The 23,915-nt window shown below is 68.7% G+C and carries 28 protein-coding genes and 2 tRNA genes; 11 read left to right on the top strand and 19 right to left on the bottom strand.

Features of this window, described 5'->3' with window-relative positions:
- Nucleotides 1–57 precede the first annotated feature (57 nt).
- From BLP62_RS08760 to BLP62_RS08750, 3 genes are all read left to right on the top strand, one after another.
- Nucleotides 58–525 carry an FKBP-type peptidyl-prolyl cis-trans isomerase gene (locus BLP62_RS08760; protein ID WP_093007842.1) on the top strand — a complete coding sequence of 156 codons (468 nt, stop codon included), beginning with the start codon at nucleotides 58–60 and terminating at the stop codon, nucleotides 523–525.
- 64 nt (nucleotides 526–589) lie between these two features.
- Nucleotides 590–664, top strand: a tRNA-Glu gene (locus BLP62_RS08755).
- A gap of 1 nt (nucleotide 665) precedes the next feature.
- Nucleotides 666–742: transfer RNA gene (locus BLP62_RS08750), tRNA-Val, on the top strand.
- A 12-nt stretch (nucleotides 743–754) separates the two neighbouring features.
- On the opposite strand, the gene BLP62_RS08745 is transcribed toward BLP62_RS08750, so the two are convergent.
- The 9 genes from BLP62_RS08745 to BLP62_RS08705 form a co-directional block, all read right to left on the bottom strand.
- Nucleotides 755–1,537 carry a DciA family protein gene (locus BLP62_RS08745; protein ID WP_176758178.1) on the bottom strand — a complete coding sequence of 261 codons (783 nt, stop codon included), beginning with the start codon at nucleotides 1,535–1,537 and terminating at the stop codon, nucleotides 755–757.
- Nucleotides 1,522–2,553, bottom strand: a complete 1,032-nt coding sequence (gene recF, locus BLP62_RS08740; RefSeq protein WP_093007810.1) for a DNA replication/repair protein RecF — start codon at nucleotides 2,551–2,553, stop codon at nucleotides 1,522–1,524. Before recF ends, BLP62_RS08745 begins: the two co-directional genes overlap by 16 nt.
- Nucleotides 2,553–3,725 carry an MFS transporter gene (locus tag BLP62_RS08735; protein WP_093007808.1) on the bottom strand — a complete coding sequence of 391 codons (1,173 nt, stop codon included), beginning with the start codon at nucleotides 3,723–3,725 and terminating at the stop codon, nucleotides 2,553–2,555. The genes recF and BLP62_RS08735 overlap by 1 nt, the downstream gene beginning before the upstream one ends.
- A gap of 9 nt (nucleotides 3,726–3,734) precedes the next feature.
- On the bottom strand, nucleotides 3,735–4,517 hold the full coding sequence (gene pstB, locus BLP62_RS08730) for a phosphate ABC transporter ATP-binding protein PstB (protein WP_093007806.1): 783 nt from the start codon (nucleotides 4,515–4,517) through the stop codon (nucleotides 3,735–3,737).
- Nucleotides 4,518–5,363, bottom strand: a complete 846-nt coding sequence (gene pstA / locus BLP62_RS08725) for a phosphate ABC transporter permease PstA (RefSeq protein WP_093007804.1) — start codon at nucleotides 5,361–5,363, stop codon at nucleotides 4,518–4,520.
- Nucleotides 5,360–6,307, bottom strand: a complete 948-nt coding sequence (pstC, locus tag BLP62_RS08720; RefSeq protein ID WP_093007802.1) for a phosphate ABC transporter permease subunit PstC — start codon at nucleotides 6,305–6,307, stop codon at nucleotides 5,360–5,362. Before pstC ends, pstA begins: the two co-directional genes overlap by 4 nt.
- A 64-nt stretch (nucleotides 6,308–6,371) precedes the next feature.
- A complete protein-coding gene (gene pstS, locus BLP62_RS08715) occupies nucleotides 6,372–7,430 on the bottom strand; it encodes a phosphate ABC transporter substrate-binding protein PstS (protein ID WP_241374242.1) in 1,059 nt (352 codons plus the stop codon).
- Nucleotides 7,431–7,484: 54 nt separating this feature from the next.
- The gene (gene mnmA, locus BLP62_RS08710) at nucleotides 7,485–8,588 is read right to left on the bottom strand and encodes a tRNA 2-thiouridine(34) synthase MnmA (protein ID WP_093007798.1); all 1,104 of its coding nucleotides are present in this window, start codon (nucleotides 8,586–8,588) and stop codon (nucleotides 7,485–7,487) included.
- Nucleotides 8,585–9,466 carry a DUF1385 domain-containing protein gene (locus BLP62_RS08705; protein ID WP_176758177.1) on the bottom strand — a complete coding sequence of 294 codons (882 nt, stop codon included), beginning with the start codon at nucleotides 9,464–9,466 and terminating at the stop codon, nucleotides 8,585–8,587. The genes mnmA and BLP62_RS08705 overlap by 4 nt, the downstream gene beginning before the upstream one ends.
- Nucleotides 9,467–9,506: 40 nt before the next feature.
- On the opposite strand from BLP62_RS08705, the gene BLP62_RS08700 reads away from it, so the two are divergent.
- Nucleotides 9,507–10,892, top strand: coding sequence for a leucyl aminopeptidase (locus BLP62_RS08700; RefSeq protein WP_093007794.1), 1,386 nt, complete (start codon nucleotides 9,507–9,509; stop codon nucleotides 10,890–10,892).
- A 60-nt stretch (nucleotides 10,893–10,952) separates the two neighbouring features.
- Here the strand turns inward: BLP62_RS08700 and BLP62_RS08695 are convergent, their stop codons facing one another.
- The gene (locus tag BLP62_RS08695; RefSeq protein ID WP_093007792.1) at nucleotides 10,953–11,396 is read right to left on the bottom strand and encodes a Fur family transcriptional regulator; all 444 of its coding nucleotides are present in this window, start codon (nucleotides 11,394–11,396) and stop codon (nucleotides 10,953–10,955) included.
- A 195-nt stretch (nucleotides 11,397–11,591) separates the two neighbouring features.
- Here BLP62_RS08695 and BLP62_RS08690 point away from each other — a divergent pair, with 195 nt between their 5' ends.
- Nucleotides 11,592–11,855, top strand: coding sequence for a septum formation initiator family protein (locus BLP62_RS08690; RefSeq protein ID WP_093007840.1), 264 nt, complete (start codon nucleotides 11,592–11,594; stop codon nucleotides 11,853–11,855).
- Nucleotides 11,852–12,109: a hypothetical protein gene (locus BLP62_RS08685; protein ID WP_093007790.1), complete on the top strand. Its 258-nt coding sequence runs from the start codon at nucleotides 11,852–11,854 to the stop codon at nucleotides 12,107–12,109. The genes BLP62_RS08690 and BLP62_RS08685 overlap by 4 nt, the downstream gene beginning before the upstream one ends.
- A gap of 89 nt (nucleotides 12,110–12,198) precedes the next feature.
- Here BLP62_RS08685 and BLP62_RS08680 read toward each other — a convergent pair whose 3' ends face one another.
- Nucleotides 12,199–13,056: a LysR family transcriptional regulator gene (locus BLP62_RS08680; RefSeq protein WP_093007788.1), complete on the bottom strand. Its 858-nt coding sequence runs from the start codon at nucleotides 13,054–13,056 to the stop codon at nucleotides 12,199–12,201.
- A gap of 111 nt (nucleotides 13,057–13,167) precedes the next feature.
- Between BLP62_RS08680 and aceE the strand changes: the two genes are divergently transcribed.
- Genes aceE through BLP62_RS08655 form a run of 5 tightly spaced genes read left to right on the top strand, consistent with a single transcriptional unit; the run spans nucleotide 13,168 to nucleotide 19,746 of the window.
- Nucleotides 13,168–15,885: a pyruvate dehydrogenase (acetyl-transferring), homodimeric type gene (aceE, locus tag BLP62_RS08675; RefSeq protein ID WP_093007786.1), complete on the top strand. Its 2,718-nt coding sequence runs from the start codon at nucleotides 13,168–13,170 to the stop codon at nucleotides 15,883–15,885.
- 9 nt (nucleotides 15,886–15,894) lie between these two features.
- Nucleotides 15,895–17,133: a 2-oxo acid dehydrogenase subunit E2 gene (locus BLP62_RS08670; RefSeq protein WP_093007784.1), complete on the top strand. Its 1,239-nt coding sequence runs from the start codon at nucleotides 15,895–15,897 to the stop codon at nucleotides 17,131–17,133.
- Between the two features lie 25 nt (nucleotides 17,134–17,158).
- Entirely contained in the window at nucleotides 17,159–18,064 is a 906-nt protein-coding gene (gene hemC, locus BLP62_RS08665; RefSeq protein WP_093007782.1) for a hydroxymethylbilane synthase, read from the top strand.
- 42 nt (nucleotides 18,065–18,106) lie between these two features.
- Nucleotides 18,107–18,502: a manganese-dependent transcriptional regulator PerR gene (perR, locus tag BLP62_RS08660; protein WP_093007780.1), complete on the top strand. Its 396-nt coding sequence runs from the start codon at nucleotides 18,107–18,109 to the stop codon at nucleotides 18,500–18,502.
- Nucleotides 18,502–19,746 carry a bifunctional folylpolyglutamate synthase/dihydrofolate synthase gene (locus BLP62_RS08655; protein ID WP_093007778.1) on the top strand — a complete coding sequence of 415 codons (1,245 nt, stop codon included), beginning with the start codon at nucleotides 18,502–18,504 and terminating at the stop codon, nucleotides 19,744–19,746. Before perR ends, BLP62_RS08655 begins: the two co-directional genes overlap by 1 nt.
- Nucleotides 19,747–19,795: 49 nt before the next feature.
- Here BLP62_RS08655 and rplL read toward each other — a convergent pair whose 3' ends face one another.
- The 8 genes from rplL to BLP62_RS08615 form a co-directional block, all read right to left on the bottom strand.
- Complete coding sequence (gene rplL, locus BLP62_RS08650) at nucleotides 19,796–20,173, bottom strand: 50S ribosomal protein L7/L12 (protein WP_093007776.1); 378 nt, start codon at nucleotides 20,171–20,173, stop codon at nucleotides 19,796–19,798.
- Nucleotides 20,174–20,183: 10 nt separating this feature from the next.
- Entirely contained in the window at nucleotides 20,184–20,705 is a 522-nt protein-coding gene (gene rplJ, locus BLP62_RS08645) for a 50S ribosomal protein L10 (protein ID WP_093007774.1), read from the bottom strand.
- A 205-nt stretch (nucleotides 20,706–20,910) separates the two neighbouring features.
- The gene (gene rplA, locus BLP62_RS08640; RefSeq protein WP_093007772.1) at nucleotides 20,911–21,600 is read right to left on the bottom strand and encodes a 50S ribosomal protein L1; all 690 of its coding nucleotides are present in this window, start codon (nucleotides 21,598–21,600) and stop codon (nucleotides 20,911–20,913) included.
- Complete coding sequence (rplK, locus tag BLP62_RS08635; RefSeq protein ID WP_093007770.1) at nucleotides 21,593–22,036, bottom strand: 50S ribosomal protein L11; 444 nt, start codon at nucleotides 22,034–22,036, stop codon at nucleotides 21,593–21,595. The genes rplA and rplK overlap by 8 nt, the downstream gene beginning before the upstream one ends.
- 43 nt (nucleotides 22,037–22,079) lie before the next feature.
- Nucleotides 22,080–22,634, bottom strand: coding sequence for a transcription termination/antitermination protein NusG (gene nusG, locus BLP62_RS08630; RefSeq protein ID WP_093007768.1), 555 nt, complete (start codon nucleotides 22,632–22,634; stop codon nucleotides 22,080–22,082).
- Nucleotides 22,631–22,813, bottom strand: coding sequence for a preprotein translocase subunit SecE (secE, locus tag BLP62_RS08625; protein WP_093007766.1), 183 nt, complete (start codon nucleotides 22,811–22,813; stop codon nucleotides 22,631–22,633). Before secE ends, nusG begins: the two co-directional genes overlap by 4 nt.
- Nucleotides 22,813–22,977: a 50S ribosomal protein L33 gene (gene rpmG, locus BLP62_RS08620; RefSeq protein ID WP_093007764.1), complete on the bottom strand. Its 165-nt coding sequence runs from the start codon at nucleotides 22,975–22,977 to the stop codon at nucleotides 22,813–22,815. Before rpmG ends, secE begins: the two co-directional genes overlap by 1 nt.
- Nucleotides 22,978–23,023: 46 nt before the next feature.
- The coding region (locus BLP62_RS08615) for an elongation factor Tu (RefSeq protein ID WP_093004972.1) at nucleotides 23,024–23,915 on the bottom strand (892 nt) is incomplete at its 5' end.

The following is a 23,915-nucleotide window of genomic DNA, read 5'->3' as shown; positions in this document are numbered from 1 at the left end:
CGGGGCCTAGAGTCTGGTAGGCTAGGGAGAGCAAGCCTGGCTTGCGAAAGGGTGAACATGAAGGTTGAACAGGACAAGGTGGTAACCATCCGCTACACCCTCCAGGTGGAGGGGGAGGTTCTGGACCAGGGGGAGCTTTCCTACCTGCACGGGCACGGCAACCTGATCCGGGGCCTCGAGGAGGAGCTGGAAGGCCGCGAGGAAGGCGAGCGCTTCCAGGCCCACGTGCCCGCGGAGAAGGCCTACGGCGCCCACGACCCCGAAGGGGTCCAGGTGGTGCCCCTCTCCGCCTTCCCCGAGGACGCCGAGGTGGTCCCGGGAGCCCAGTTCTACGCCCAGGACATGGAGGGCAACCCCATGCCCCTCACCGTGGTGGAGGTCCAGGGGGAGGAGGTCACCATTGACTTCAACCACCCCCTGGCGGGCAAGGACCTGGACTTTGAGGTGGAGGTGGTGAAGGTTCGGGAGGCCACCCCGGAGGAGCTCCTCCACGGCCACGTGCACGAGGGGGACCACCACCACTAGGGTCTTGCGGCCCGGGCCCCCCAGGCCCTAAACTGGGAAGCGTCGGGGCGTAAGCCCCCTTCTTGGCCCCATCGTCTAGCGGTCAGGACGCGGCCCTCTCAAGGCCGAAACGGGGGTTCGATTCCCCCTGGGGTCACCATGGGCGGCTAGCTCAGCCGGCGAGAGCGCTCGCCTTACAAGCGAGAGGCCAGAGGTTCAAGTCCTCTGCCGCCCACCAGCCCTCCCGCCCCTAAGGGGGCGGGAGCTCCCCTTTTTCCAGGAGGCTGCGGACCCCCATGGGAAGGGCCTCTTCGGGGAAGAGGCTTTGGAAGCGCCGGGCCAGGTCGGCGAGGAGAGGACGGAACTCCTCGGTCCGCAAGGCCTCGGGGTAGAGTTCCCGCATGGCCTGGAGGAGCTTTTCCCGGGCCAGGTGCCGGGCCGCCAGGAGGGCCTCCCCCTCGAGGCGCGAAGGCTTTCCCCGGTAGAGGCGCTCGGCCTCCTTGCGCACCATAGGCGCCCCCAGAAGCCGCCTGCAGGTGGGGCAGGGGTGGGTTTCGCTGGGGGCCTGGCAGATGGGGCAGGGGGCCCCCTTCTGCCGCTGGAGGAGGGCGAGGGCCGCCCGGGCCACCTTGTCCCTGAGCTCGGGAGGGGCTTCCTGGGCCAGGGCCAGGGCCTTGCGGCTTTGGGCCAAAGGGACCCCCGCGGGAGGGGCGGGGTCTTGGGGGTTGGGAGGGGCTTCCTGGGGCTTTGGGCTTCCCACCTGGAAGCGGATCTCCTTCACCATCCCGGGGAAGCGCTCCTCGTAGCGGCGAAGGAGGTGGAGGCGGTGGTAGGTGAGCTGGTGGGCCACCACGGGGTCGGGGACCTGCACCCAAAGGGTGCCCTCCTCCAAGGCCACGGCCTCCGTGAGCCGGGCTAGGCTAGGGCCCACCACCTCCCGCCAGGCGGCGAGGACCAGGCCCCGCCTGAGCCGCTCCTTCCCCCCCGCCCGCTTCAAGGCCTCGGGGATGACCTCCTTCAGCCGCCAGGGCACAGGACCACCCCTCCTTGCACCGAGCATACCACCACCCCCTCGGGGGCCTGCAGGCCGGCCAGGGCCGCCTGGGGCAGGTCCTGGGCGTACCTCAGCACCGCCTGGCGCCGGGGCTCGTCCAGCTCCTCGCTCCACTCGTCCACCAGGAGGAGGGGGGGCTCCCCGTGGTGCTCGGCCAGGAGGCGGTGCTCCGCCAGGCGCAGGGCCAGGGCCAGGGCCTTGGCCTCCCCGCGGCTTGCATAGCGGTGGGCGGGGCGGCCCTGGAAGAGGACCACCAGGTCGTCCCGGTGCGGGCCCACCAGGGTCTGCCCCCGGAGGAGTTCCTCCTCCCGCCTGGCCTGGAGGGCCTCGAGCAGGCTCCCCTCCACGCTGGCCTCGAGGCGAAGCCCCGCTTCCCCCGGGGCTAAAGCCCGGTGCACCTCCTGAAAAAGGGGCTCAAAACGCCGGAGAAAACGCTTTCTTAAAGCGAGGATCTCCTCCCCATAGCGGGAAAGCTCCCGGTCCCAGACCGCAAGCCCGTTCCCTCCCGCCTTCAAGAGGGCGTTCCTCTGCCGCAGCGCCTTTTCGTAGGCGGAAAGGAGGGCGGCGTAGCGCCGGGAAAAGCGGGAAAGAAGCCGGTCCAGAAAGGCCCGCCGGGCTTCCTTGGGCCCAAGGACGATCTCCACGTCCTCGGGGAGCACCAGCACCGAGCCGGGAAGCTCCCAAAGCGCCCTCAGGCCCACGGGCTTCCCGTTTAATCGCACCTCCCTCCCCTCCGGGGCGAGGCGTTGCTCCACCCGGTAAAGCCCGAGCTCGGTCTCCACCTCGGCGAAAAGCCAGGCCTCCCTTTCCCCGAAGCGCACCAGGTCGCCCAGGGTTCCGGGGACCTCCCCCCCGAGGGCGAGGTGCCAGGCCCAAAGGAGGCTGGTCTTCCCCTGGCCGTTCCCCCCCACCAGGGCGAAAAGCCCGGGGGGAGGGCGGAGGGCCTCCAGGGCCAGGTTGCGGAAGTTTCGCTGCCGGAAGAGGAGAAGCCGCATCAGAGCCGGACCCGGCGCAAGAGGAAGGGCAAGGAGGCGAGGCTGAGGAGGAGAAGCCCCGCCCCCAGGAGGTAGGGGGCCTCGGGGAAGAGGCGGTAGAGCCCCGTGCCCAGAACCGGCCCCAGCATCCGCCCCAGGGCCTGGGCCGAGCTGTTGAGGCCCGCCACCAGCCCTTGCTCCCCTTCCCCCACCGCCAGGGAAAGCCCCGCCGTCACCCCGGGCCCCGCCAAGGCCGCCCCCGCTCCCTGGAGGACGAGGCCCAGGGTCAGGAGGGGGAAGCTTTTGGCCCCCGCCAGGACCAGAAAGCCCAGGGCCCCCGCGGGGATGCCGAGGAAGAGGAGGGTCCTCGGGGGCCAGGAAAGCTTCCGCACCAAAAACCCCTGGATGAAGACGGCCGCGAGCCCGTAAAGGACGAGGGCGAGCCCCACGCGCCGGGCGGTCTCCACCCCGCTAAGCCCCAGGCGGTCCTGGAAGTAAAAGGCGATGGTCTGCTCCAGGGCCACGCTGGAGAGGTTGAGGGCGAAGCCCAGGAGGAGGAGGGGGAAGACCCTGGGGTCAAAGGGGGAAAGCCTCCCGGCTTCCCTCTTTCCCTGGGGCCTGGACTCGGGGAGGACCAGGTGGACGAAAAGGGCGTTTAGGAGGGCGATCCCCGCCGAAAAGAAGACGGGGGCGAGAAGGCCGAAGAGGGCGGCAAGCCCCGCCCCCAGGGCGGGGCCCAGGATCACCGCGAGGCCAAAGGCCGCCCCCAAGAGGGCCATCCCCGCGGTGCGGCCTTCCCGCCCGGTGACGTCGGCCACGTAGGCCTGGGCCGTGGGCAGGGTGGCGGAGCTGAAGGCCCCGCCCAGGAGCCGGGAGAGGAGAAGCAGGGGAAAGAGGGCGCTTGCCGGAAGGATGCCCCTTTGCCCCAGGAGGGCGAAGAGGCCGAAGAGAAGAAAGCTCGCCGCGAAGCCCAGGATGCCCACGAGGAGCACGGGCTTCCGCCCCCGCTCGCTCCGCCTGCCCCAGTAGGGGGAAAGGAGGAACTGCATGAGGGCGTAGCCCGTGGAGAAGAGGCCCACCTGCACCTCGCTCAAGCCGAGCTCCCTGCTTAAGGGCCCCAGGATGGGGAAGAGGATGGAGAGCCCGAGGACGCTGTTGAAGAGGGTGAGGAAGAGGAGGGCGAGGGGCGACATGGGCCGATTTTAGCCGAAGCGTCCGCTGATGTAGGCCTCGGTGCGCGGGTCCTTGGGTTTGGTGAAGAGGAGCTCCGTGGGCCCGAACTCCACCATCTCCCCGTTCAGGAAAAAGGCGGTGAAATCCGAGACCCTGGCGGCCTGCTGCATGTTGTGGGTGACGATGACGACGGTGACCTGCTCCTTCAGGGTCAGGAGGAGGTCCTCAATGGCCTGGGTGGAGATGGGGTCCAGGCTGGCGGTGGGCTCGTCCATGAGGAGGACCTCGGGTTCCACCGCCAGGGCCCGGGCGATGGTGAGGCGCTGCTGTTGCCCCCCGGAGAGGCCGCTCGCCGGGGCCCGGAGGCGGTCTTTGACCTCGTCCCAGAGGGCCGCCCCCTTGAGGGCTCGCTCCACGGCCTCATCCAGCCGCTTGCGGTCGCGGATGCCCACCAGCTTGAGCCCCGCAGCCACGTTGTCGTAGATGGACATGGTGGGGAAGGCGGTGGGCTTCTGGAAGACCATGCCCACCCGGCGGCGCACCAGCACGGGGTCCACCCCGGGGGCGTAGATGTTCTCCCCGTCCAGGAGGACCTCCCCCTCCACCCGGGCGGTGGGGGTGAGGTCGTGCATGCGGTTCAGGGCCCTCAGGAAGGTGGTCTTGCCGCACCCCGAGGGGCCGATGAGGGCGGTGATCCGGTGGCGGTAGAGGGGCAGGCTGACTCCCCCGCCCACCCCCACGCCCACCCGGTTGCCGTAGCGGACCACCAGGTTTCTAGATTCCATGTGCACGTCCACGGCTTCTTGGACCATTTAGAACCTCCGCCTCGAGGCCCGGCGGGCCAGCAGGCTCGTCAGGGTGATGAGCCCGAAGAGCACCAGCCCCGCGGCCCAGGCCTGGCGGTGCCAGTCCTCGTAGGGGCTGATGGCGAAGGCGAAGAGGCGCAAGGGCAGGGTGTCCATGGGCTTCAGGGGGTTGAGCTCCAAGAGGGGACTCCCAAAGGCGGTGAAAAGCAGGGGGGCCGCCTCCCCCGCCGCCCGGGCGAAGGCCAGAAGCACCCCCGTGATGAGCCCGGCCCGGGCCGTGGGCAGGACCAGGGAGAGGATGACCCGCCAGCGGGGAAGCCCCAGGGCGAGCCCCGCCTCCCGGATCTCCTTGGGCACGAGAGAGAGCACCCCTTCGGTGCTCCGCGCCAGGATGGGGATCATGAGGAAGCCCAAGGCGAAGGCCCCGGAGAGACCGGAGAAGCCCCCCATGGGCTTTACGATGAGGATAAAGGCCAAAAGGCCAAAGAGGATGGCGGGCATCCCGTTTAAGGTGTCGGAGAGGAGGCGGAGGTAGGGGTTCACCGGGTGGTCTGGGTACTCCGCCAAGAGAACGCCTGCGGCGAGCCCGAAGGGCAAGGCGATGAGGAGGCCTAGCCCGTCCACGATGAGGGTGCCCACGATGGCCTGCCTGAGACCCCCGCCCGTTTCCCCGGGAGGGCGCATGTCCTTCAGGAAGAAGTCCAGGTTGAGGGCGCCCACCCCTTGGAAGAGGGCATAGGCCAGGACCAAGAAGAGGACGAGGAAGGCGAGAAGGGTGCCCAGGGCCACCAGGGCCATCATGAGGCGCTCCGTCCGGTAGCGCCGCTTCAGGGCCAGGTCCTTCGCGGTCATAACACCCCCTTGACCAGGCGTTCTTGACGCCTGAGGACGTAGGCCGCGGTAGAGTTGACCAGCATGGAAACCAGAAAGAGGAGGAAGCCCACGGCGATCAGGGCGGAGAGGTGGAGGTCCTCCACCGCCTCGGTGAACTCGTTGGCGATCACGCTGGGCATGGTGGCGGCCCCGCCGAAGAGGGTGTAGGGGAGCTTGTGGGAGTTCCCGATGACCATGGTGACCGCCATGGTCTCCCCCACCGCCCGGGCCAGGGCCAAAAAGGCCCCGGCGATGATGCCGCCCCGGGCCAGGGGCAGGATGGCCAGGCGCATCACCTCCCAGCGGGTGGCCCCAAGGGCGTAGGCCGCCTCCCGGTGCTCCTTGGGGACCAAGGCGATGGCGTCCCGGGCTAGGGCCGCCGTATAGGGCACGATCATGGAGGCCAGGATGAGCACGGCGGTCATGAGGCCGTAGCCCGTGGGCACCCCGAGGAGGGGGAGGAGGCCAGGAAGGTGCTCCGCCGCCCACATGTAAAGGGGAAGCTGCACCTTGTCCCTAAGCCAGGGGGCCAGGACGAAGATCCCCCAAAGCCCGTAGACCACGCTAGGCACCGCGGCCATGAGGTCCAGGAGGAAGTTGATGATCTGGGCGAGCCATCTCGGGGCGTACTCCGCGGCGAAGATGGCCGCCGCCAGGGCGGGGAAGAAGGAGAGGAAGAGGGCAGAAAAGCTCACGATGAAGGTGCCCAAGATGTAGGGCCAGGCCCCGAAGGCCTTTTGCACCACCGGGTCCCACTCCCGGCCCAAGGCGAAGCCCAAAAGCCCGAAGCGCCCTAGGGCTAGGCTTCCCCCCCGGTAGAGCTCGTAGGCCATGAGGAGGGCCAGGGCCACCACGCCCAAGGCAAGGAGTAGGAGGAAGAAGGCGAAGAGCCGGTCGCCGAAGTGGCTGTAGAGTCGCCGCATGCGCAACCCTTCTTCAAGATAAGGGGTGGCCCTTGGGAAAGGCCACCCCTGGGCCAGGCCGGGGTCAGCGGCCCACGATCTCCTTGCCGATGGGCTTGCCCCCGTAGGTGACCCGGGAGAGCAGGGCCAGGGCCCGCTGCTGGGCCACCGGGGAAAGGGCCCCGTAGGTGAGGGGCTCGTTGTGCTTCTGCCCGTCGGTGAGGATCCACTTGACGAACTCCACCAGGGCCCGGGCCTCCTCCTCGGACTTCACCGCCTTGTTCACGGAGAGGTTCTCGTAAAGGAGGAGGTAGGTAAAGCTGGCGATGGGGTAGCCATCGGGGGCCGGGGTGTCGGTGAGGGAGACCCGCATGTCCCCGGGCAAGGGCACGTTGGCCGCCGCCCTGATGGAGGCCAGGTCGGCCAAGATGAAGCGCCCCGCCTTGTTCCGCACCGCCCCATAGGCCAGGTTGTTCTGCTTGGCGTAGGTCACCTCCACGTAGCCGATGGCCCCTGGCGTCTGCTTCACCACCCCGGCCACCCCCTCGTTGCCCTTGCCGCCCACCCCTACGGGCCACTGGACGCTGGTGCCCCGGCCCACCTTCTGGGCCCACTCGGGGCTCACCTTGGAGAGGTAGTCCGTCCAAACGTAGGTGGTGCCCGAGCCGTCGGAGCGGTGGACCACGGTGATGGGCAAGGGGGGAAGCTTCACGCCGGGGTTCAGCTCCTGCAGGGCCGGGTCGTTCCAGGTCTTGATCTTGCCCAGGTAGATGTCCGCCAGGACGGGGCCGGAGAAGCGCAGGGGCTCCTTGACCCCGGGAAGGTTATAGGCGGGGACCACGGCCCCAAGGGCGTAGCCGATGTTCAGGGCGTTGGTCTTGAACTGCTCCCGCACCTGCTTCATGCGCGGGTCGTCCAGGGGCGCGTCGGAGGCCCCGAAGTGGACGGTCTGCTCCAGGAACTGGCGGATGCCGCCCCCGGAGCCGATGGACTGGTAGTTGATCCGCACCTTGCCCCCGGTGAGCCGGGTGTACTCGTCGCCGTACTTGGCCATGAGGGGGTAGGGGAAGGTGGCCCCCGCCCCCACCAGGGTGATGGTCCCCTGGGCCAAGCCTAGGCCCGCCAGGGCGACCGCCGTGAGCATCCAGGCTTTTCCTCGCATCGCTCAACCTCCCACTTACACTCTGGCCGGGTTTTGTCAGGAGAAAGTCAGGGCTTGGGGCGCCTCGAGGCCCACCAGGTTGTAAAGCCCCCTGCGGATCACCGCGCCCCCAAGAAGCCTCTCCCCCTGGTAGAAGACGGCGCTCTGCCCCGGGGTCACGGCGAAGACGGGGTGGGCAAAGCGGAGGCGCAAGGGGTTCAAGGACTCCACCTTGGCCCGCACGGGGGGCGTGCGGTAGCGCACCTGGACCTCCACCTCCTCGGGAAGCTCGGCGAGGAGGTTGAGGCCTTCCCCTTCCAGGCCCTCAAAGTAGCAGGCCTCCTTGGGGCCCACGTAGACCACGTTCCTCCCCGGGTCCACGCCCACCACGTACCGTTCCAGGTGGGTCTTGTAGAGCCCTAGGCCCTTCCGCTGGCCCAGGGTGTAGAGGCTCGCCCCCTCGTGCTCCCCCACCACCTCCCCCGTGAGGGCGTCCACCAGGGGGCCGGGCCTGGGCTTCAGGCGCTCCTTGAGGAAGCCCTTGAGGTCGCCGGCCACGAAGCAGAGGTTCTGGCTTTCGGGCCTCCTCGCCGTGGGGAGGCCCGCCTTCTCGGCCAGGGCCCGCACCTCGGGCTTGGTGAGCCTCCCCACGGGGAAGAGGAGGTGGGGAAGGGCCTCCTTGGGGGTGCCCCAGAGGAAGTAGGTCTGGTCCTTGTTGGGGTCACGGCCCCTCAGGAGGGCAAGGCCCTCCTTCCGCACGTAGTGGCCCGTGGCCACGTAGTCCAGGCCGAGCCTCCGGGCCTGCTTGAGGAGGGCCCCGAACTTGACGAAGGTGTTGCACCGGGCGCAGGGGTTTGGGGTGCGCCCCTGGGCGTAGTCCTGGAGAAAGGGGGAGACGATCTCCTCCTCAAAGGCCTCCCGGTAGTCCAGGAGGTAGAAGGGGATGCCCAGAAGGTCCGCCACCCGCCTCGCCTCGTAGGCGGCGTCGGGGGTGCAGCAGCTCTCCCAGGCCCGGAGCCTTCCCCCTTCTAGGCTTGGGGGCGGGAGGTCGGGCCAGAAGCGCATCATGGCCCCCACCACCTCGTAGCCCGCCTCCTTGAGGAGGAGGGCGGCCACGGAGGAGTCCACCCCCCCGGACATGGCCACCAAAACCCGCTTCATGCCACCACCCTCTCCCCTAGGGCCGCCTCGGTGCTCCGGATGGCCACCTCCACCATCTCCGGGGTGGGCTCGGCCACGGTGAGGGCCTGGAAGCGGAAGCCGAGCTCCCGGAAGAGGCGGGAGACGGGGTCTTGGTGCCGGGCGGAGAAGTAGAGGAGCTCATAGGCCAAGGCCGCCACCAGGGGAAGGAAGAGGACCCTCGCAAGGAGCCGCCACCAGAGGACCCCGGGGGCGGGGATGAGGCTGTAGACCAGGACCGAGACCACGACGACGAAGGCGAGGAAGGTGGTGCCGCACCGGGGGTGGAAGCGGGGCTGGGCCAGGACGTTCTCCACGGTGAGGGGAAGCCCCTTCTCGTAGGCGTGGATGGCCTTGTGCTCCGCCCCGTGGTACATGAAGAAGCGCCGGATCTCCGGCATGCGCCGGATGAAGCGGAGGTAGCCCACCAAGATCCCCACCTTGAGGAGGCCCGCGAGGAGGTTGTGGAGCACGGGGTGGCGGGCGGCGTCCACGAAAAGCCCGGCGAGGAAGCCCGGGAAGACGATGAACAGGGCGATGCCCACGAGGAGGCTCACCGCCACCGTCCCCCAAAGCGCCCCCCGGGAAACCTCCTCGCCCCCGGCGAGCTCGGCGCTTCGCGCCAGGGCCCGGTAGCTCACGGAAAGGGCGTCAAAGAGGGCCACCACCCCCCGGAGGAGGGGAAGCCTCGCCCAGGGGTAGCGCTCGGTGAGGGCCCTCTCCTCGTGGCGTTCCACGTGGATCTTCCCGTCCGGCAGGCGCACCGCCAGGGCCCAGGCCCAAGGGGCCTTCATCATCACCCCCTCGAGGGCCGCCGCCCCCCCGAGGGCGGTCTGCTTCGCCAGGAGAAGCCACCGCATCCCTCCCATTCTGCCACGCCCCCGTGGTAAAACGTAGCCCATGATCACCCTCAAAAGCGCCAAGACCGGCCTGGCCGAGGGCCGGGCCCCCCTCAAGGTGGTCTGGGCCAAGGAAGGGGCCCTCCTCCCCCAGGGGGAGGCCCTGGACGCCCGCCTTGGGGGGCGGCTACGGCAGGCCCTGAAGGAGGCGGGGCTTAAGGCGGGGGAGAGCCTCCTCCTCTACACGGAGGAAGGCCCCGTCCTCCTCTTTGGGCGGGGCGAGGACGACCGGGAAAGCGGAGGGAGGCTCGCCCAGGCCCTCCAGAGGCTCGCCTTCCTCGAGGCCCTGGTGGAGCCTCTGGAGGACGCCTACGCCCTGGCCGAGGGGCTTCTCCTCGGGGCCTACCGCTTTGACCGGCACAAGACCAAGAGGGAGGAAAAGGCCCTCACCCTCCACCTTCCCGGGGTCCCCGAGGCTCTTTTGGACCGGGCGAGGAAGGTGGCGGAAGGGGTCTACCTGGCCCGGGACCTGGTGAACGAGCCCCCCAACGTCCTCACCCCCGAGGTCCTGGCGGAGCGAGCCCTGGAGCTTAGGGCCCTCGGGGTGGAGGTGGAGGTCCTGGACGAGAAGGCCATCGCCGAGCTCGGCATGGGGGCCTTCCTCGCCGTGGCCCAGGGCTCGGAGAACCCGCCCCGGTTCGTCCGCCTCCGCTACGCCCCGCCAAGCCCTAAGGCCCGGCTGGACCTGGTGGGGAAGGGCCTCACCTTTGACTCCGGCGGCTACTCCCTAAAGCCCACGGAGGGCATGGCCACCATGAAGGGGGACATGGCGGGGGCGGCGGCGGTGCTTGGGGCCTTCAAGGCCGCGGCCCTTTTGGGCCTTCCCGTGGAGCTAAGGGGCTACATCGCCGCCTGCGAGAACCTGGTCTCCGGGCGGGCCTACCGGGTGGGGGACGTGCTCAAGACCCTCTCCGGCAAGACCGTGGAGGTGATGAACACCGACGCCGAGGGCCGCCTCACCCTGGCGGACGCCCTGGCCTACGCCGAAAGGGAGGGGGCGGAGCGCATCCTGGAGCTTTCCACCCTCACGGGAGCCGCCGTGGTGGCCCTGGGGGAGGAGGTGGCGGCCCTCTTCGCCACCGAGCCCTCCTGGGGGGAGAAGGTGCGGGAGGCGGCGGAAGGGGCGGGGGAGAAGGTCTGGCCCATGCCCTTGGAGAAGGCCTACCGGGAGAAGCTGAAAAGCCCCGTGGCCGACCTCAAGAACGTGGGGGACAGAAACGGCGGGGCCATCACCGCCGCCCTCTTCTTGGCGGAGTTCGTGAGGGTGCCCCTCGTCCACCTGGACATCGCCGGGCCCGCCTTCGCCAAGAAGACCCACGCCCTGGGCCCCGAGGGGGGGACGGGCTTCGGGGTGCGCACCCTCCTGAAGGCGGCGGAGGCCCTTTAGGGCCAGCTTGGGGGCAAAGGGCGAGGGCCCGGGGAACCCCCGGGCCCCAGGCCTAGGCGGCTACCCCTGGCAGTTCGGGCACTTCCCCCGGAACTCCAGGCGGAAGCCCTCCAGGGCCCAGCCCGTGCGCTCCGCGGCCGCCTGCATGGCGGGGTTCACGTCCAGCTCGGGGAGGTTCTTAAGGAGGAGGTCCTCCACCTTGCCGCAGGAGGTGCAGACCAGGTGCACGTGGGGCTCGGTGTAGCCGTCGTAGCGGGTGGCTCCCTTGGGGTCCCTGAACTCGTAGATCAGCCCGTGGTCCCTGAGGACGTGCAGGTTCAGGTAGATGGTGGAAAGGCCGATGTCGTAGCCCCGCTTCTTCAGGCCCTGGTAGAGCTCCTCCGGGGTGGGGTGCACGTTTTTGCGGTCCAGGAAGCTCAGGATCCGCTCCCGCGGCAGGGTGTGCCGCAGGCCCACCGCCTTTAGCCGCGCCCGGTAGGTTTCCTTTTCCTTGGTCCTTGGCATGGCTCCTCCTTCCTTTCAGTTCCAGTATACACAGGGGATGTGCAAATGCAACACCTGGGAGGTTCGCTGTGGGCTAACATAAATGTTTTATCGTCCGGAGGCTTTTCCGTGACGCCTCGCCCCTTCCCCTTTCCCTCCATCTTAAGAAAAATCCCCGATCTTTCCAGGCGGGGCCTGGGGTATAATGGCCCCACCTTGGAGCGCCCCATCTACCGCTTCCTCCACGTGGCCTTCGCCCTGGGCCTGGCGCACGCCCTCTTCCTCCTGGCCCAGGAGGGGGTGCGGGCCCACCAGCTGGCCCAGAGGGAGGCGAGGCTAAGGGCGGAGCTTCGCCAGGCCGAGGCGCGGGTGGCGGAGCTTAAGGCCCTGCTTTCCGCGGCCCAGGACCCCGCCCACCTCGAGGCCCTGGCCCGGAGGCTTGGCATGGTGCGCCGGGAGGAGATACTAAAGAGGCGATGAGGGAAGACCCCGCCCACCTGCTCTTGGAAGACGAGGCCCTGACCGAAGGCCTCACCGACGAGGAGGCGGAGACCCTCCTCTCCTGGCTTCTGGGCCTGGCCCAGGAGGCGGGGCCCGCCCAGCTCGCCCACCTCCGCCGCCTGGGCCACGAGATCACCCGCCTTTCCCGGGACTACGGGGTGCCCGTGGAGGACCTCATCGGCCTGGTGGAGCTGGCCTGGGGGGAGGGGGAGGCCCCGGGGCTCCAGGCCTAGGCGTCCACGCTTGGGGTTCGCGGCAGGGAATGCCCTGGCCGGGGTTGTTCTTGGGGCCCCATGCCGGCGCAAGCCAGCATGGGGTGGCATCAGAGGGCCAGGGTGGCCAGGAGGGCCCGCACCTCCGCAAGGCGGGGGGGTGCGGGGTCCTTGCGGTAGATGAGGGAAACCTGCAGGGCGGCCTCCTCCTTCAGGGGCCGGAGCACGGTGCCGGGGTGGGGGAAGACCCGGTAGGGGGCCAGGGTGAGGTAGACCCCCACCCCCGCGGCCACCAGGCTCACCGCCTGGGGAAAGCGGGCCACCTCCCGCACCACCTTGGGGGCGAAGCCCGCCTTGCGGAACACCTCCATGAAGGCCTCGTGGAGGGGCGGGAGGGTTTCCCGGGGGATGAGGAGAAAGGGCTCTTCCCTTAGGTCCCAAAGGGCCACCCGCTCTTCCTTGGCCAACGGGTGCCCCTCGGGCAGGAGGGCCACGATGGGCACCTTGAAGAGGGGTTCCTCCCCGATCCTGGGGTCTGCCACCTTGAGCCCCGCAAGCCCGTAGTCCAGCCGCCCCTCCTTGAGGGCCCGCACCTGCTCGGGGGTGTGCATCTCCAGGACCTCCACCGCCTGCCCCAGGCCCCGGCGCAGGTGGTCCAGGAGGGGCATGAGGTCGGGGAGGAGGTTCTCCGGCACGCCGAAGCGGAGCTCGCGCCACCCTGCGCGGCGCACCCGCTCCTTGAGGGCCTCCACCTCCTCAAGAAGCCTCTTTCCCTCCTCCTTCAGGGCCTCCCCCGCCGGGGTCAGGCGGAAGGGCTTCCTTTCCAGAAGCTTCACCCCGAGCTCCTCTTCCAGGGCCCGGATCTGCTGGGAGAGGGCGGGCTGGGAGAGGTAGGCCCGCTCCGCCGCCCGGTGGAAGTTCTTTTCCTCGGCGAGGAGGAGGAAGAGGCGCAGGCGGCGCAGGTTCATGATAAGAAAAGCTTATCACAAGGCCCCGGCGGGTTCTATTGGACAGCCCCGCCCCTTTGCGCCACACTTAGGGGTAGGTCGGTGTAGTGTAGCTTTCCGTAAGGGGGAGGCATGACGGAAAAAGCGCTGGTGGAAGCCTTTAGGGCCCTCTCGCCACAGGAGCGGGAACGCTTCTGGCAGGTGGAGAACCAGGAGTGGCTGGAGTCCTTGGAGTACGTGCTCCGGGTGGAAGGCTTTGAGCGGGTGGAGGAGCTTCTCAGGCTTTTGGACCAGTACCTCTACCTCCAGGGCTTCTTTCCCCAAAACCGCCTGAACACCCCTTACCTGAACACCCTTCCCAAGGAAAAAGAGCCCCCTTACCCCGGGGACCTGGAGCTGGAGCGCCGCATCGCCAACATCCTCCGCTGGAACGCGGCCATGATGGTCACCCGGGCCAACAAGAAGGCGGACGGCATCGGGGGGCACATCGCCACCTACGCCTCCATCGCCGAGCTTTACGAGGTGGGCTTCAACCACTTCTTCCGGGGACCGGAGGCGGGGCTGGACCGGGACCTCGTCTTCTTCCAGGGCCACGCCTCTCCCGGGAACTACGCCCGGGCCTTTCTGGAAGGGCGGCTTAAGGAGGAGGACCTGGAGAACTTCCGCCGCGAGGTCCACCCCCCCGTGCCGGGGGGCCGGGGGCTTTCCAGCTACCCCCACCCTTGGCTCATGCCGGACTTCTGGGAGTTCCCCACGGTCTCCATGGGCCTTGGCCCCATCCAGGCCATCTACCAGGCCCGGTTCATGCGCTACCTCGAGGACCGGGGCCTAAAGCCCAAAAGCTCCGCCAAGGTCTGGGCCTTCCTGGGGGACGGGGAGCACGACGAGCCCGAGACGGTGGGGGCGCTTCACCTTGCCGCCCGGGAGGAGCTGGACAACCTCATCTTCGTGGTGAACTGCAACCTCCAGCGCCTGGACGGCCCCGTGCGGGGCAACTCCAAGGTCATCCAGGAGCTGGAAAGGCTCTATCGGGGCGCGGGCTGGCACGTGATCAAGGTGGTCTGGGGCTCGGCCTGGGACAGGCTCCTCGCCAAGGATAAGGAGGGCCACCTCCTCCGCCGCTTTGAGGCTTTGGTGGACGGGGAGAGCCAGCGCTACGCCGCCTTCGGGGGCAAGGAGCTGAGGGAGCGCTTCTTCAACACCCCCGAGCTCAAGAAGCTCATTGAGGGCATGACGGACGAGGAGCTCACCGAGCTCACCCGCTCCCGGGGCGGCCACGACATGGCGAAGATCTACGCCGCCTACAAGGCCGCGGTGGAGCACAAGGGAAGCCCCGTGGTCATCCTCGCCCGGACCATCAAGGGCTACGGGATGGGCCCCACGGTCATGGCCAAGAACGTGGCCCACCAGGTGAAGAAGCTCACCGAGGAGGACCTGAAGGAGGCGAGGCGCTTCCTCGGCATCCCCATCCCCGAGGAGAAGCTTTCCGAGCTCCCCTACTACCACCCGGGGCCGGACTCCCCCGAGGTCCGCTACCTCCTGGAAAGGCGGAAGGCCCTGGGCGGCTTCGTGCCCGAAAGGCGGGTGCGCTTTGGGGGGGGCCTCGAGGTCCCGGAGGAGGAGTTCTTCCGGGAGTTCTACGAGGGCTCGGGGGGGCGGGAGATCTCCACCACCATGGCCTTCGTGCGCATCCTCGCCAAGCTCCTCCGCCACCCCAAGATCGGCAAATACATCGTCCCCATCGTCCCCGACGAGGCCCGCACCTTCGGCATGGAGGCTCTGATCGCCCAGGTGGGCGTCTACTCCCCAAAGGGGCAGCTCTACATCCCCGTGGACGCGGGCACCCTCACCGCCTATAAGGAGAGCAAGGAGGGGCAGATCCTGGAGGAGGGGATCACCGAGGCCGGGGCCATGGCCGAGTTCATCGCCGCCGGGACGGCCTACGCCCACTGGGGCATCCCCACCATCCCCTTCTTCATCACCTACTCCATGTTCGGCCTGCAGCGGATCGGGGACCTGGTCTGGGCCGCCGCCGACCAGCGCACCCGGGGCTTCTTCCTCGGGGCCACGGCGGGGCGCACCACCCTGGCGGGGGAGGGCCTCCAGCACCAGGACGGCCAGAGCCACGTCTACGCCCTGGCCGCCCCCAACCTCCTCGCCTACGATCCCGCCTTCGCCTACGAGTTCGCCGTGATCCTGGAAGACGGCCTCCGCCGCATGTACGGCCGGGGGGAGGACGTCTTCTACTACATCACCATTGAGAACGAAAACTACGTCCACCCCCCCATGCCCGAGCCCAGGGAGAAGGTCAAGGAGGGGATCCTAAAAGGGCTTTACCTCTTCCGGGAAGGGGAGGGGAAGGGCCCAAAAGTGCAGCTTTTCGGCACCGGGCCCATCCTAAACGAGGCCCTGAGGGCCCAGGAGCTCCTGGTCCAGTACGGCGTGGTAGCGGACGTCTGGAGCGCCACCAGCTACAAGGCCCTCTACATGGACGCCGTTGAGGCGGAGCGGGAGCGGAGGCTTTTGGGGAAGGCCCGCAGGCCCTACGTGGTGGAGGCCCTCGAGGGCCACGAGGGGCCCGTGGTGGCCGCCACCGACTACCTGAAGGCCCTGCCCAACCTCATCCGGGGGTACCTGGACCGGCCCTTCTGCGCCCTGGGCACGGACGGCTTCGGCCGCTCCGACACCCGGGAGGCCCTGAGGGACTTCTTTGAGGTGGACGCCCGGCACATCGCCTACGCCGCCTTGGCCCTCCTCCACGAGGAGGGCCAGGTGGAGGCGGGGGTCCTGGAAAAGGCCAGGGAGGCCTTTGGGCTTAAGCTGGAAGAGGTTCCGCCGCACCGGCGGTAGGGGGAAGGCATGGAACTCAGGCTTCCGGAACTGGGCGACAACGTCACGCAGGCCACCGTGGTGGGCGTCCTGGTGAAGGAGGGGGACCGGGTGGAGCCGGGCCAGCCCCTTCTGGAGCTGGAGACGGACAAGGCGGTGGTGGAGGTGCCCGCGGAGGCGGGCGGGGTGGTGAAGCGGGTCCTGGTCAAGGTGGGGGACGAGGTGCGCCCCGGGCAGCCCTTCCTGGAGCTCGCCGAGGCCGAGGGTGGGGCGGAAACGCCTCCCCTTAAGGCGGAGGAAAGGCCGGAAGCGCCCGCTCCCAAGGCCGAGGAGGTGCCCCAGGCGCCCCGCCCCGCCCCCCAGGAGGCGCCCTCCGAGCGCCGCCTCATCCCTGCAGCCCCCTCCATCAGGCGGCTCGCCCGGGAGCTCGGGGTGGACCTCACCCGGCTCCAGGGCACGGGGCTTGCCGGGCGCATCACCGAGGAGGACGTGCGCCGGGCGGCGGGCCTTGGGGAGGCGGCCAAGGCGGCCCCCGCGCCCAGGCTTCCCGACTTCGGCAAGTGGGGCCCCGTGCGCCGGGAGCCCATGAGCGGGGTGCGCAAGGCCACGGTGCGCTCCATGAGCCAGGCCTGGGCCCAGGTGCCCATGGTCACCCACTTTGACGAGGCGGACATCACCGAGCTGGAGGCCCTCAGGAAGCGCTACGCCAAGAGGGCCGAGGAACGGGGCTTCCGCCTCACCCTCACCGCCTTCCTCCTCAAGGCGTTGGCCCTCACCCTGAAGGCCTTCCCCAAGTTCAACGCCTCCCTGGACGTGGAGGCCCAGGAGGTCATCTACAAGGACTACATCCACATCGGGGTGGCGGTGGACACGCCCCACGGCCTCCTGGTCCCCGTGATCCGGGACGTGGACAAGAAGGGGGTCTTGCGCCTGGCGGAGGAGCTTCAGGAGGTCTCCCAAAGGGCCCGGGAGCGGAAGCTCGCCCCCGAGGAGATGCAGGGGGGAACCTTCAGCCTCTCCAATCTGGGGGGAATCGGCGGCACCGGCTTCACCCCCATCGTCAACTGGCCCGAGGTGGCCATCCTGGGCGTCTCCCGCTCCCAGATGAAGCCCCTTTGGGACCCCGAGAAGGAGGCCTTCGTGCCCCGGCTCGTGATGCCCTTCGGCCTCACCTACGACCACCGCCTCATTGACGGGGCCGAGGCCGCCCGCTTCTGCCGCCACCTAGCGGGGCTTCTGGAGGACCCCTTGGGGCTCGCCCTGGAGTGAAGGCCTTCGTGTAGTATGGGAAAGTATGCGCGTCATCGTGGTGGGAACCCGGGGCAGCGCCTTGGCCCTGGCCCAGACCCGCTTCGTGGTGGAGCGCCTCAAGGAGAGCTGGCCGGAGGCCGAGTTCAAGGTCAAGACCATCAAGACCCGGGGGGACCAGGGGGCAAGCCCCAAGGAGCAGGCCATCTTCGTCAAGGAGCTCCAGGAGGCCCTCCTCTCCCGGGAGATTGACATCGCCGTCCACTCCCTCAAGGACCTGCCCACGGAGGAGCCCAAGGGCCTCAAGCTCGCCGCCATCCCTAGGCGCCAAGACCCCCGGGACGCCTTCTTGGGCAAGGCCGCCAAGCGCCTCGAGGACCTCCCCCCGGGAGCCGTGGTGGGCACGAGCTCCCTGCGCCGCAAGGCCCAGCTCCTCGCCCACCGCCCGGACCTCGTGGTGAAGGACCTCCGGGGCAACGTGGACACCCGCCTCGCCGCCCTCGGCAACGGGGAGTACGACGGGATCGTCCTGGCCGCGGCCGGGCTCATCCGGCTTGACCTCAGGAACCGCATTGACCAGTTCCTGGAGCCCGAGGTCATGCTCCCCGCCCCGGGCCAAGGGGCCTTGGCCCTGGAGGTGCGCCAGGGGGACGATCTGGCGGAGGAACTGGCCTACGCCCTCCACCACCCCCCCTCCCACGACCGGGTGCGGGCGGAGCGGGCCTTTCTGAGGGGGCTTGGGGCCGGGTGCCTGGCCCCGGTGGGCGCCTTGGCCCAGGTGGCCGAGGACGGGACCTTTCTCCTGGAGGGGGGGCTTTTCTCCCCCGACGGCAAGAGCTTCATCCGGGCGGAGATTGAGGGAGACGCCTCCGAGGCGGAGGAGCTCGGCCTGGAGCTGGCCCAGGACGTCCTGGAGCAGGGGGGGCGGGAGCTTTTGGGGCAAATCCGATAGCCTAAGTAGAGATTTCCCCCGCCTTGGGGTATAGTGGGGGCGATGGCGCTGAAGCGCTTGACCCGCCAGCGCAGGGCTGTCCTCGAGGTGGTGCGCCAGGCCAAAAACCACCCCGACGCCGCCTGGATCTACCAGGAGGTGCGCAAGGTGGTCCCCAAGGTGAGCCTGGCCACGGTCTACCGCACCCTCGAGGCCTTGGTGGAGGAGGGCTACCTGGTGCCCATCACCCGGGCGGGGGAGGCCACCCGCTACGACGCCCACCTCCACCCCCACCTGCACCTGGTCTGCGAGAGGTGCGGGGCCATCGTGGACCTGGAGGTGGACCTCCCCGACCTCAAGGCCCTGGCCCAGAAGGCCCACCCCGGGGTGGAGGTGCGGGGGGTGGAGGTCACCTACCGGGGCCTCTGCCCCGCCTGCAAGACGGCCCTCCAGGGCTGATGGACCCCCTGGCCTGGCTTTACGCCCGCCAAAGCCGCTTCACCCCGGGCCTGGAGCGCATCCGGGCCCTGCTTTCCCACCTGGGGGACCCCCAGGAGGCCTACCCCGTGGCCCTGGTGGGGGGCACCAACGGCAAGGGGAGCGTCGCCCGGGCCCTGGCGGCCATCCTGGAGGAGGCCGGGCTCAGGGTGGGGCTCTACACCAGCCCCCACCTGGTGGACTTCGCCGAGCGCATCGCCGTCCAGGGTAAGCCCATCCCCCAGGCCAGGCTCCTGGAGGTGGCCGAGGAGGTCCGCCCCCTGGCCGAGGGGCACGGAGCGAGCTTCTTTGAGGCGGCCACGGCCATGGCCCTCCTCCACTTCGCCCGTGAAGGGGTGGAGTTCGCCGTGCTGGAGGTGGGCCTGGGCGGGCGCCTGGACGCCACCAACGCCACGGAGCCCGTCCTTTCCGTGGTCACCAACATCGGCCACGACCACCTCGAGGTCCTGGGCCCCACCCTGAAGGACGTGGCCCGGGAGAAGGCGGGCATCTTCCGCAAGGGCCTTCCCGCCCTCACCGCCGCTAAGGGGGAGGGCCTCGCCGCGCTGAGGGCCGAGGCCCAGGCCCGGGGCACGCCCCTTTGGGTCCTGGGGGAGGACTTCCACCTGGAGGGGGTGGAGGGGGAGGAGGGGGGGCTGGCCTTTACTCTCCGCCTGAGGACGGGGGAGGCCCACCCCTTCAGGACCCGGCTCCTCGGCCCCCACCAGGCGGAGAACCTGGCCTTGGCCGCCCTGGCGGGCCGCTTCCTGGGGGCCTCCTGGGAGGCGGTGAGGGGAGGGCTTCTCCGGGCGGAAAACCCGGGCCGGCTCCAGCGCCTTCCCTGGCCCGGGGAAGGGGAGGTTTTCCTGGACGGGGCCCACAACCCCGAGGGGGCCTGGGCCCTGAGGGAGGCCCTCCGCTTTCACGGGCTCTTGCCCGCGGCCTTCGTCCTGGCCTTTTCCCGGGACAAGGACCACGCCGCCATGGCCGCGGCCTTTAGGGGCCTTGGGCCCGTGGTCCTCACCCGCTACGCCTCCCCAAGGAGCCAAGACCCAAAGGCCCTCCTCCCCCTTTTCCCCGGCGCTCAGGTGGAGGAAGACCCCTTGAGGGCCCTGAAGCGGGCCCTGGCCCTGGAAAGGCGGGCGGTGGTGGCGGGAAGCCTTTACCTGGTGGGGGAGGTCCTTAGGGGCTTAAGGGGGCTTCCCCCGGAGGAGCGCTGGCAGTAGAAAACCCCGGGCCCTTTAGGCCCGGGGGGCACCCCGTGGGGCGGAGGGCCTACTTGAGCTCCACCACCGCGCCCACGGCCTCGAGCTTCTTCTTGATCTCCTCGGCCTCGGCCTTGGAGACCCCTTCCTTGATGGGGCCGCCCTTTTCCGCCAGGTCCTTGGCCTCCTTGAGGCCGAGCCCGGTGATGGCGCGAAGCTCCTTGATGACCTCCAGCTTCTTGGCCCCGGCCTCCTTGAGGATCACGTCAAACTCGGTCTTCTCCTCCGCCGGAGCCGCCGCGGCCGCCGCCGCGGGGGCCGCGGCCACGGCCACGGGGGCCGCGGCGGTCACGCCCCACGCCTCCTTGAGGGCGTCAATGAGCTGCTTGAGTTCCAAAACCGTCGCCTGGGAAAGCTCTTCCTTGATGCGTTCAATGTCCAGTGCCATCCTCTACCTCCTAAGCCGCCTTCTTCTCCGCGTACGCTTCCAAGATGCCTACCAGCTCGCGGGCCACCCCGCCCAGGACCCCCAAAAGCTCCGCCATGGGGGCCTGCAGGACCCCAAGGAGCTCCGCCCGCAGCTCATCCATGGTGGGAAGCTCCGCCAGGGCCGCCACGTCCTTGGCGGCAAGCACCTGGCCTTGAAGGAGCCCGCTTTTGGCCTCGGGAATGCCCTTGGGGTTCTTCTGGGCGAACTCCTTGAGGGCCTTGGCCGCGGCCACCGGGTCCTGGTAGAAGACGAGGGCGCTTGGGCCCTGAAGGCCGGGGAGCTCCGGCAGGCCAAGCTCCTTTAGGGCGATGCGGATCAGGGTGTTCTTGGCCACGAAGAGCCGGGCGCCCTTTTCCTTTAGGGCCTGGCGCAGGCTGTAGGTTTCCTTGGCGGAGAGCCCCTGGTAGTTCACCAGGAAGAAGGAGCCATGGGCCCGCTCAAGGTTCTCCTTGAGGGCGGCGAGAAGCTCAACGTTGCGCTTGTTTGGCACGCCTTCCTCCCTTGTGGGGCAGGGGAACCCCGACCGTTTTTCTGGGATTTCCGAAACGCTCCCCCTCAAGCGCCTCGGCGGGATGTTTAAGGCCTAAAGCCCCCCGCTGTCTTTGGCCTGGGCGCAAGGGCGCCCGGGGTGCCATAGAGGAGTCTAAAAGGGAAAGGCCCGGGCGTCAAGGACCCGGGCCGGGGGAGAGGGGCCCTTAGGAGTGGGGGTTGACGCGGATGCTGGGCCCCATGGTGCTGGTCACGTAGACCGAGCGGAGGAAGGTGCCCCGGGCCGCCTCGGGCTTGCTGGCCTCCAGGGCCTTGATGAAGGCCCGGATGTTGTCCGCGAGCTTCTCGGCGGGAAAGCTCGCCTTGCCCACGGGGGCGTGGATGGCCCCGGTCTTGTCGTTGCGGAACTCAATCCGCCCCGCCTTGATCTCCCGGATGATCTCCCCGATGTTGAAGCCCACCGTCCCCGCCTTGGGGTTGGGGAGGAGGCCGCGGGGGCCCAGGATGCGGCCCAGCTTGGAGCCCACCGCCCCCATCACGTCGGGGGTGGCCACCACGGCGTCAAAGTCCATCCAGCCGTCCAGGATCTTCTGGATGATCTCCTCGCCGCCCACGTAGTCCGCCCCGGCCTCCTCGGCCTCCTTGATCTTCTCCCCCTTGGCGATGGCTAGAACCCGCACCTGCTTGCCGAGGCCGTGGGGCAGGGAGACGGTGCCGCGGACGTTCTGGTCGGACTTGCGGGGGTCAATGCCGAGCTTGGCGTGGACCTCCACCGTCTCGTCAAACTTGGCGGTGGCGAGCTCCTTCACGAGACGGGCGGCCTCGTCAATGGTGTAGACCTTGTTGGGGTCCACCTTCTCCAGAAGGGCCCGGTAGCGCTTGCCGTGCTTAGGCATCCTTCACCTCCGGCGCGCCCACCACTTCCACGCCCATGGAGCGGGCCGAGCCCGCGATCATCCGGGCGGCGGCCTCGAGGTCGGTGGTGTTCATGTCGGGAAGCTTCTGCTTGGCGATCTCCAGCACCTGCTCCCAGGTGATGCGGCCCACCTTTTCCCGGCCGGGCTTGTGGGCCCCCTTCTCTATCCCCGCCGCCTTGCGGATGAGGTAGCTCGCGGGCGGGGTCTTGGTGATGAAGGTGAAGGAGCGGTCGGCGTAGATGGTGATCTCCACGGGGACGATGGCGTCCCCCATGTTGGCCGTGGCCGCGTTGAAGGCCTTGACGAACTCCATGATGTTGGCCCCGTGCTGGCCCAAGGCCGGGCCCACCGGGGGCGCGGGCGTGGCCTTGCCCGCGGGCAGCTGAAGTTTGACCACCGCAACGACTTTTTTCATTTTTCCCTCCTAGGCTCCCCCCAAGTTGGGGGTGCGAACGCCCTTAGGCCTTGACCACCTGGGAGAAGTCCAGCTCCACAGGGGTCTCGCGCCCGAAGATGGTGACCATGACCTTGACCTTGCCCTTCTCGGGGTTGATCTCGGTCACGGTGCCGGTGAAGTCGGCGAAGGGGCCGGAGACCACGCGCACCTGGTCCCCTTCCCGGAAGGCCACCTGAGCCTTGGGGGCTTCCTTCCTGCCCAGAAGCCCGGAGACCTCGAGGATGTGGCGCACCTCGTCGGGGGATAGGGGCACCGGGCGGTTGCCCGCCCCCACGAAGCCGGTGATCCCGGGGGTGCCCCGCACCACCTCCCAGGCCTCGTTGGGCTCCTCCTCGTCCCCAAGGTCCATCTGCACGAAGAGGTAGCCGGGGAAAAGCTTCCGCTTGACCACCTCTTTCTTGCCCCCTTCGCGCACCTCCACCACCTCCTCCGTGGGGATGAGGACCTGGAAGATCTTGTCCCCCATGCCGAAGGCCTTGACCCGCTTCTCCAGGTTGGCCTTGGCCTTCTCCTCCTGCCCCACGTAGGTGTGGACCGCGTACCATTCAATGCTCATCGCAAAAGCCCTATGAGGAAGCGGAAGACCAGGTCGTAAAGGCCCAGGATCACCATGAAGGCGGCGGTGAAGGCCAGGATGGCCTGGGTGCTCTCAATGACCTGCTCGCGCGTGGGCCAGGTGACCCGGGAAAGCTCCGCCCGGGCTTCCTGGAAGTAGCGGACGATGCGCCCTAGCATCAGACCTTCACTTCCTTGTGCACGGTGTGCTTGTCGCACCAGGGGCAGTACTTCCGGAGCTCCAGCTTGGAGGGGGTGTTGCGCTTGTTCTTCTCGGTGGCGTAGTTGCGGCGCTTGCACTCCGTGCACTCCAAGAGGATCTTGATGCGGACCTCGCTGGCCATGCCTTACCTCCCTTGGGATGGGGGGAGGAAACCCTCCCCCCAGGGGCTACTCCAGGATCTTGGTGACCACGCCGGCGCCCACGGTGCGGCCGCCTTCCCGGATGGCGAAGCGGAGCCCCTCCTCCAAGGCCACCGGCTTGATGAGCTCCACCGTGAAGGTCACGTTGTCCCCGGGCATCACCATCTCCACCCCCTGGGGCAACTCCACCACCCCCGTCACGTCCGTGGTCCGGAAGTAAAACTGCGGCCGGTACCCCGTGAAAAACCCCGTGTGCCGCCCACCCTCCTCCTTCTTCAAGACGTACACCGAGGCCTCAAACTTCGTGTGCGGGGTAATGCTCCCAGGCTTCGCCAACACCTGCCCCCGCTCCACCTCCTCCCGGCTCACACCCCGCAAGAGCACCCCCACGTTGTCCCCAGCAATCCCCTCCTGCAGGGTCTTCCGGTGCATCTCCACACCCGTCACCACCGTCTTCCGCGTCTCCGGAGCAAGGCCCACGATCTCCACCTCGTCCCCAACCTTCACCTTGCCCCGCTCAATCCGCCCCGTGGCCACCGTCCCACGGCCCGTAATGGTGAACACGTCCTCCACCGGCATCAAGAACGGCTTGTCCACGTCCCGCACCGGCGTGGGAATGTACTCGTCAATGGCGTCCAAAAGCTCCCAAATCCGGTCCACCCACTCGTTCTCCCCTCGCTTCGTCTGGGGGTTCTTGTGCATCTGCTCAAGGGCAAGCAACGCGCTCCCCCGGATCACCGGCACCTCGTCCCCAGGGAACTCGTACTGGTTGAGGAGGTCCCGCACCTCCATCTCCACCAGGTCCAGTAACTCGGGGTCGTCCACCATGTCCACCTTGTTCATGAACACCACGATGTACGGCACCCCCACCTGGCGCGCCAGCAAGATGTGCTCCCGGGTCTGCGGCATCGGCCCGTCC

This window comes from Thermus arciformis, from assembly GCF_900102145.1.
Classification (GTDB): Bacteria; Deinococcota; Deinococci; order Deinococcales; family Thermaceae; genus Thermus; species Thermus arciformis.
Note: the sequence above shows the minus strand (reverse complement) of the source record. Positions and strands in the feature narration are given on the sequence as shown.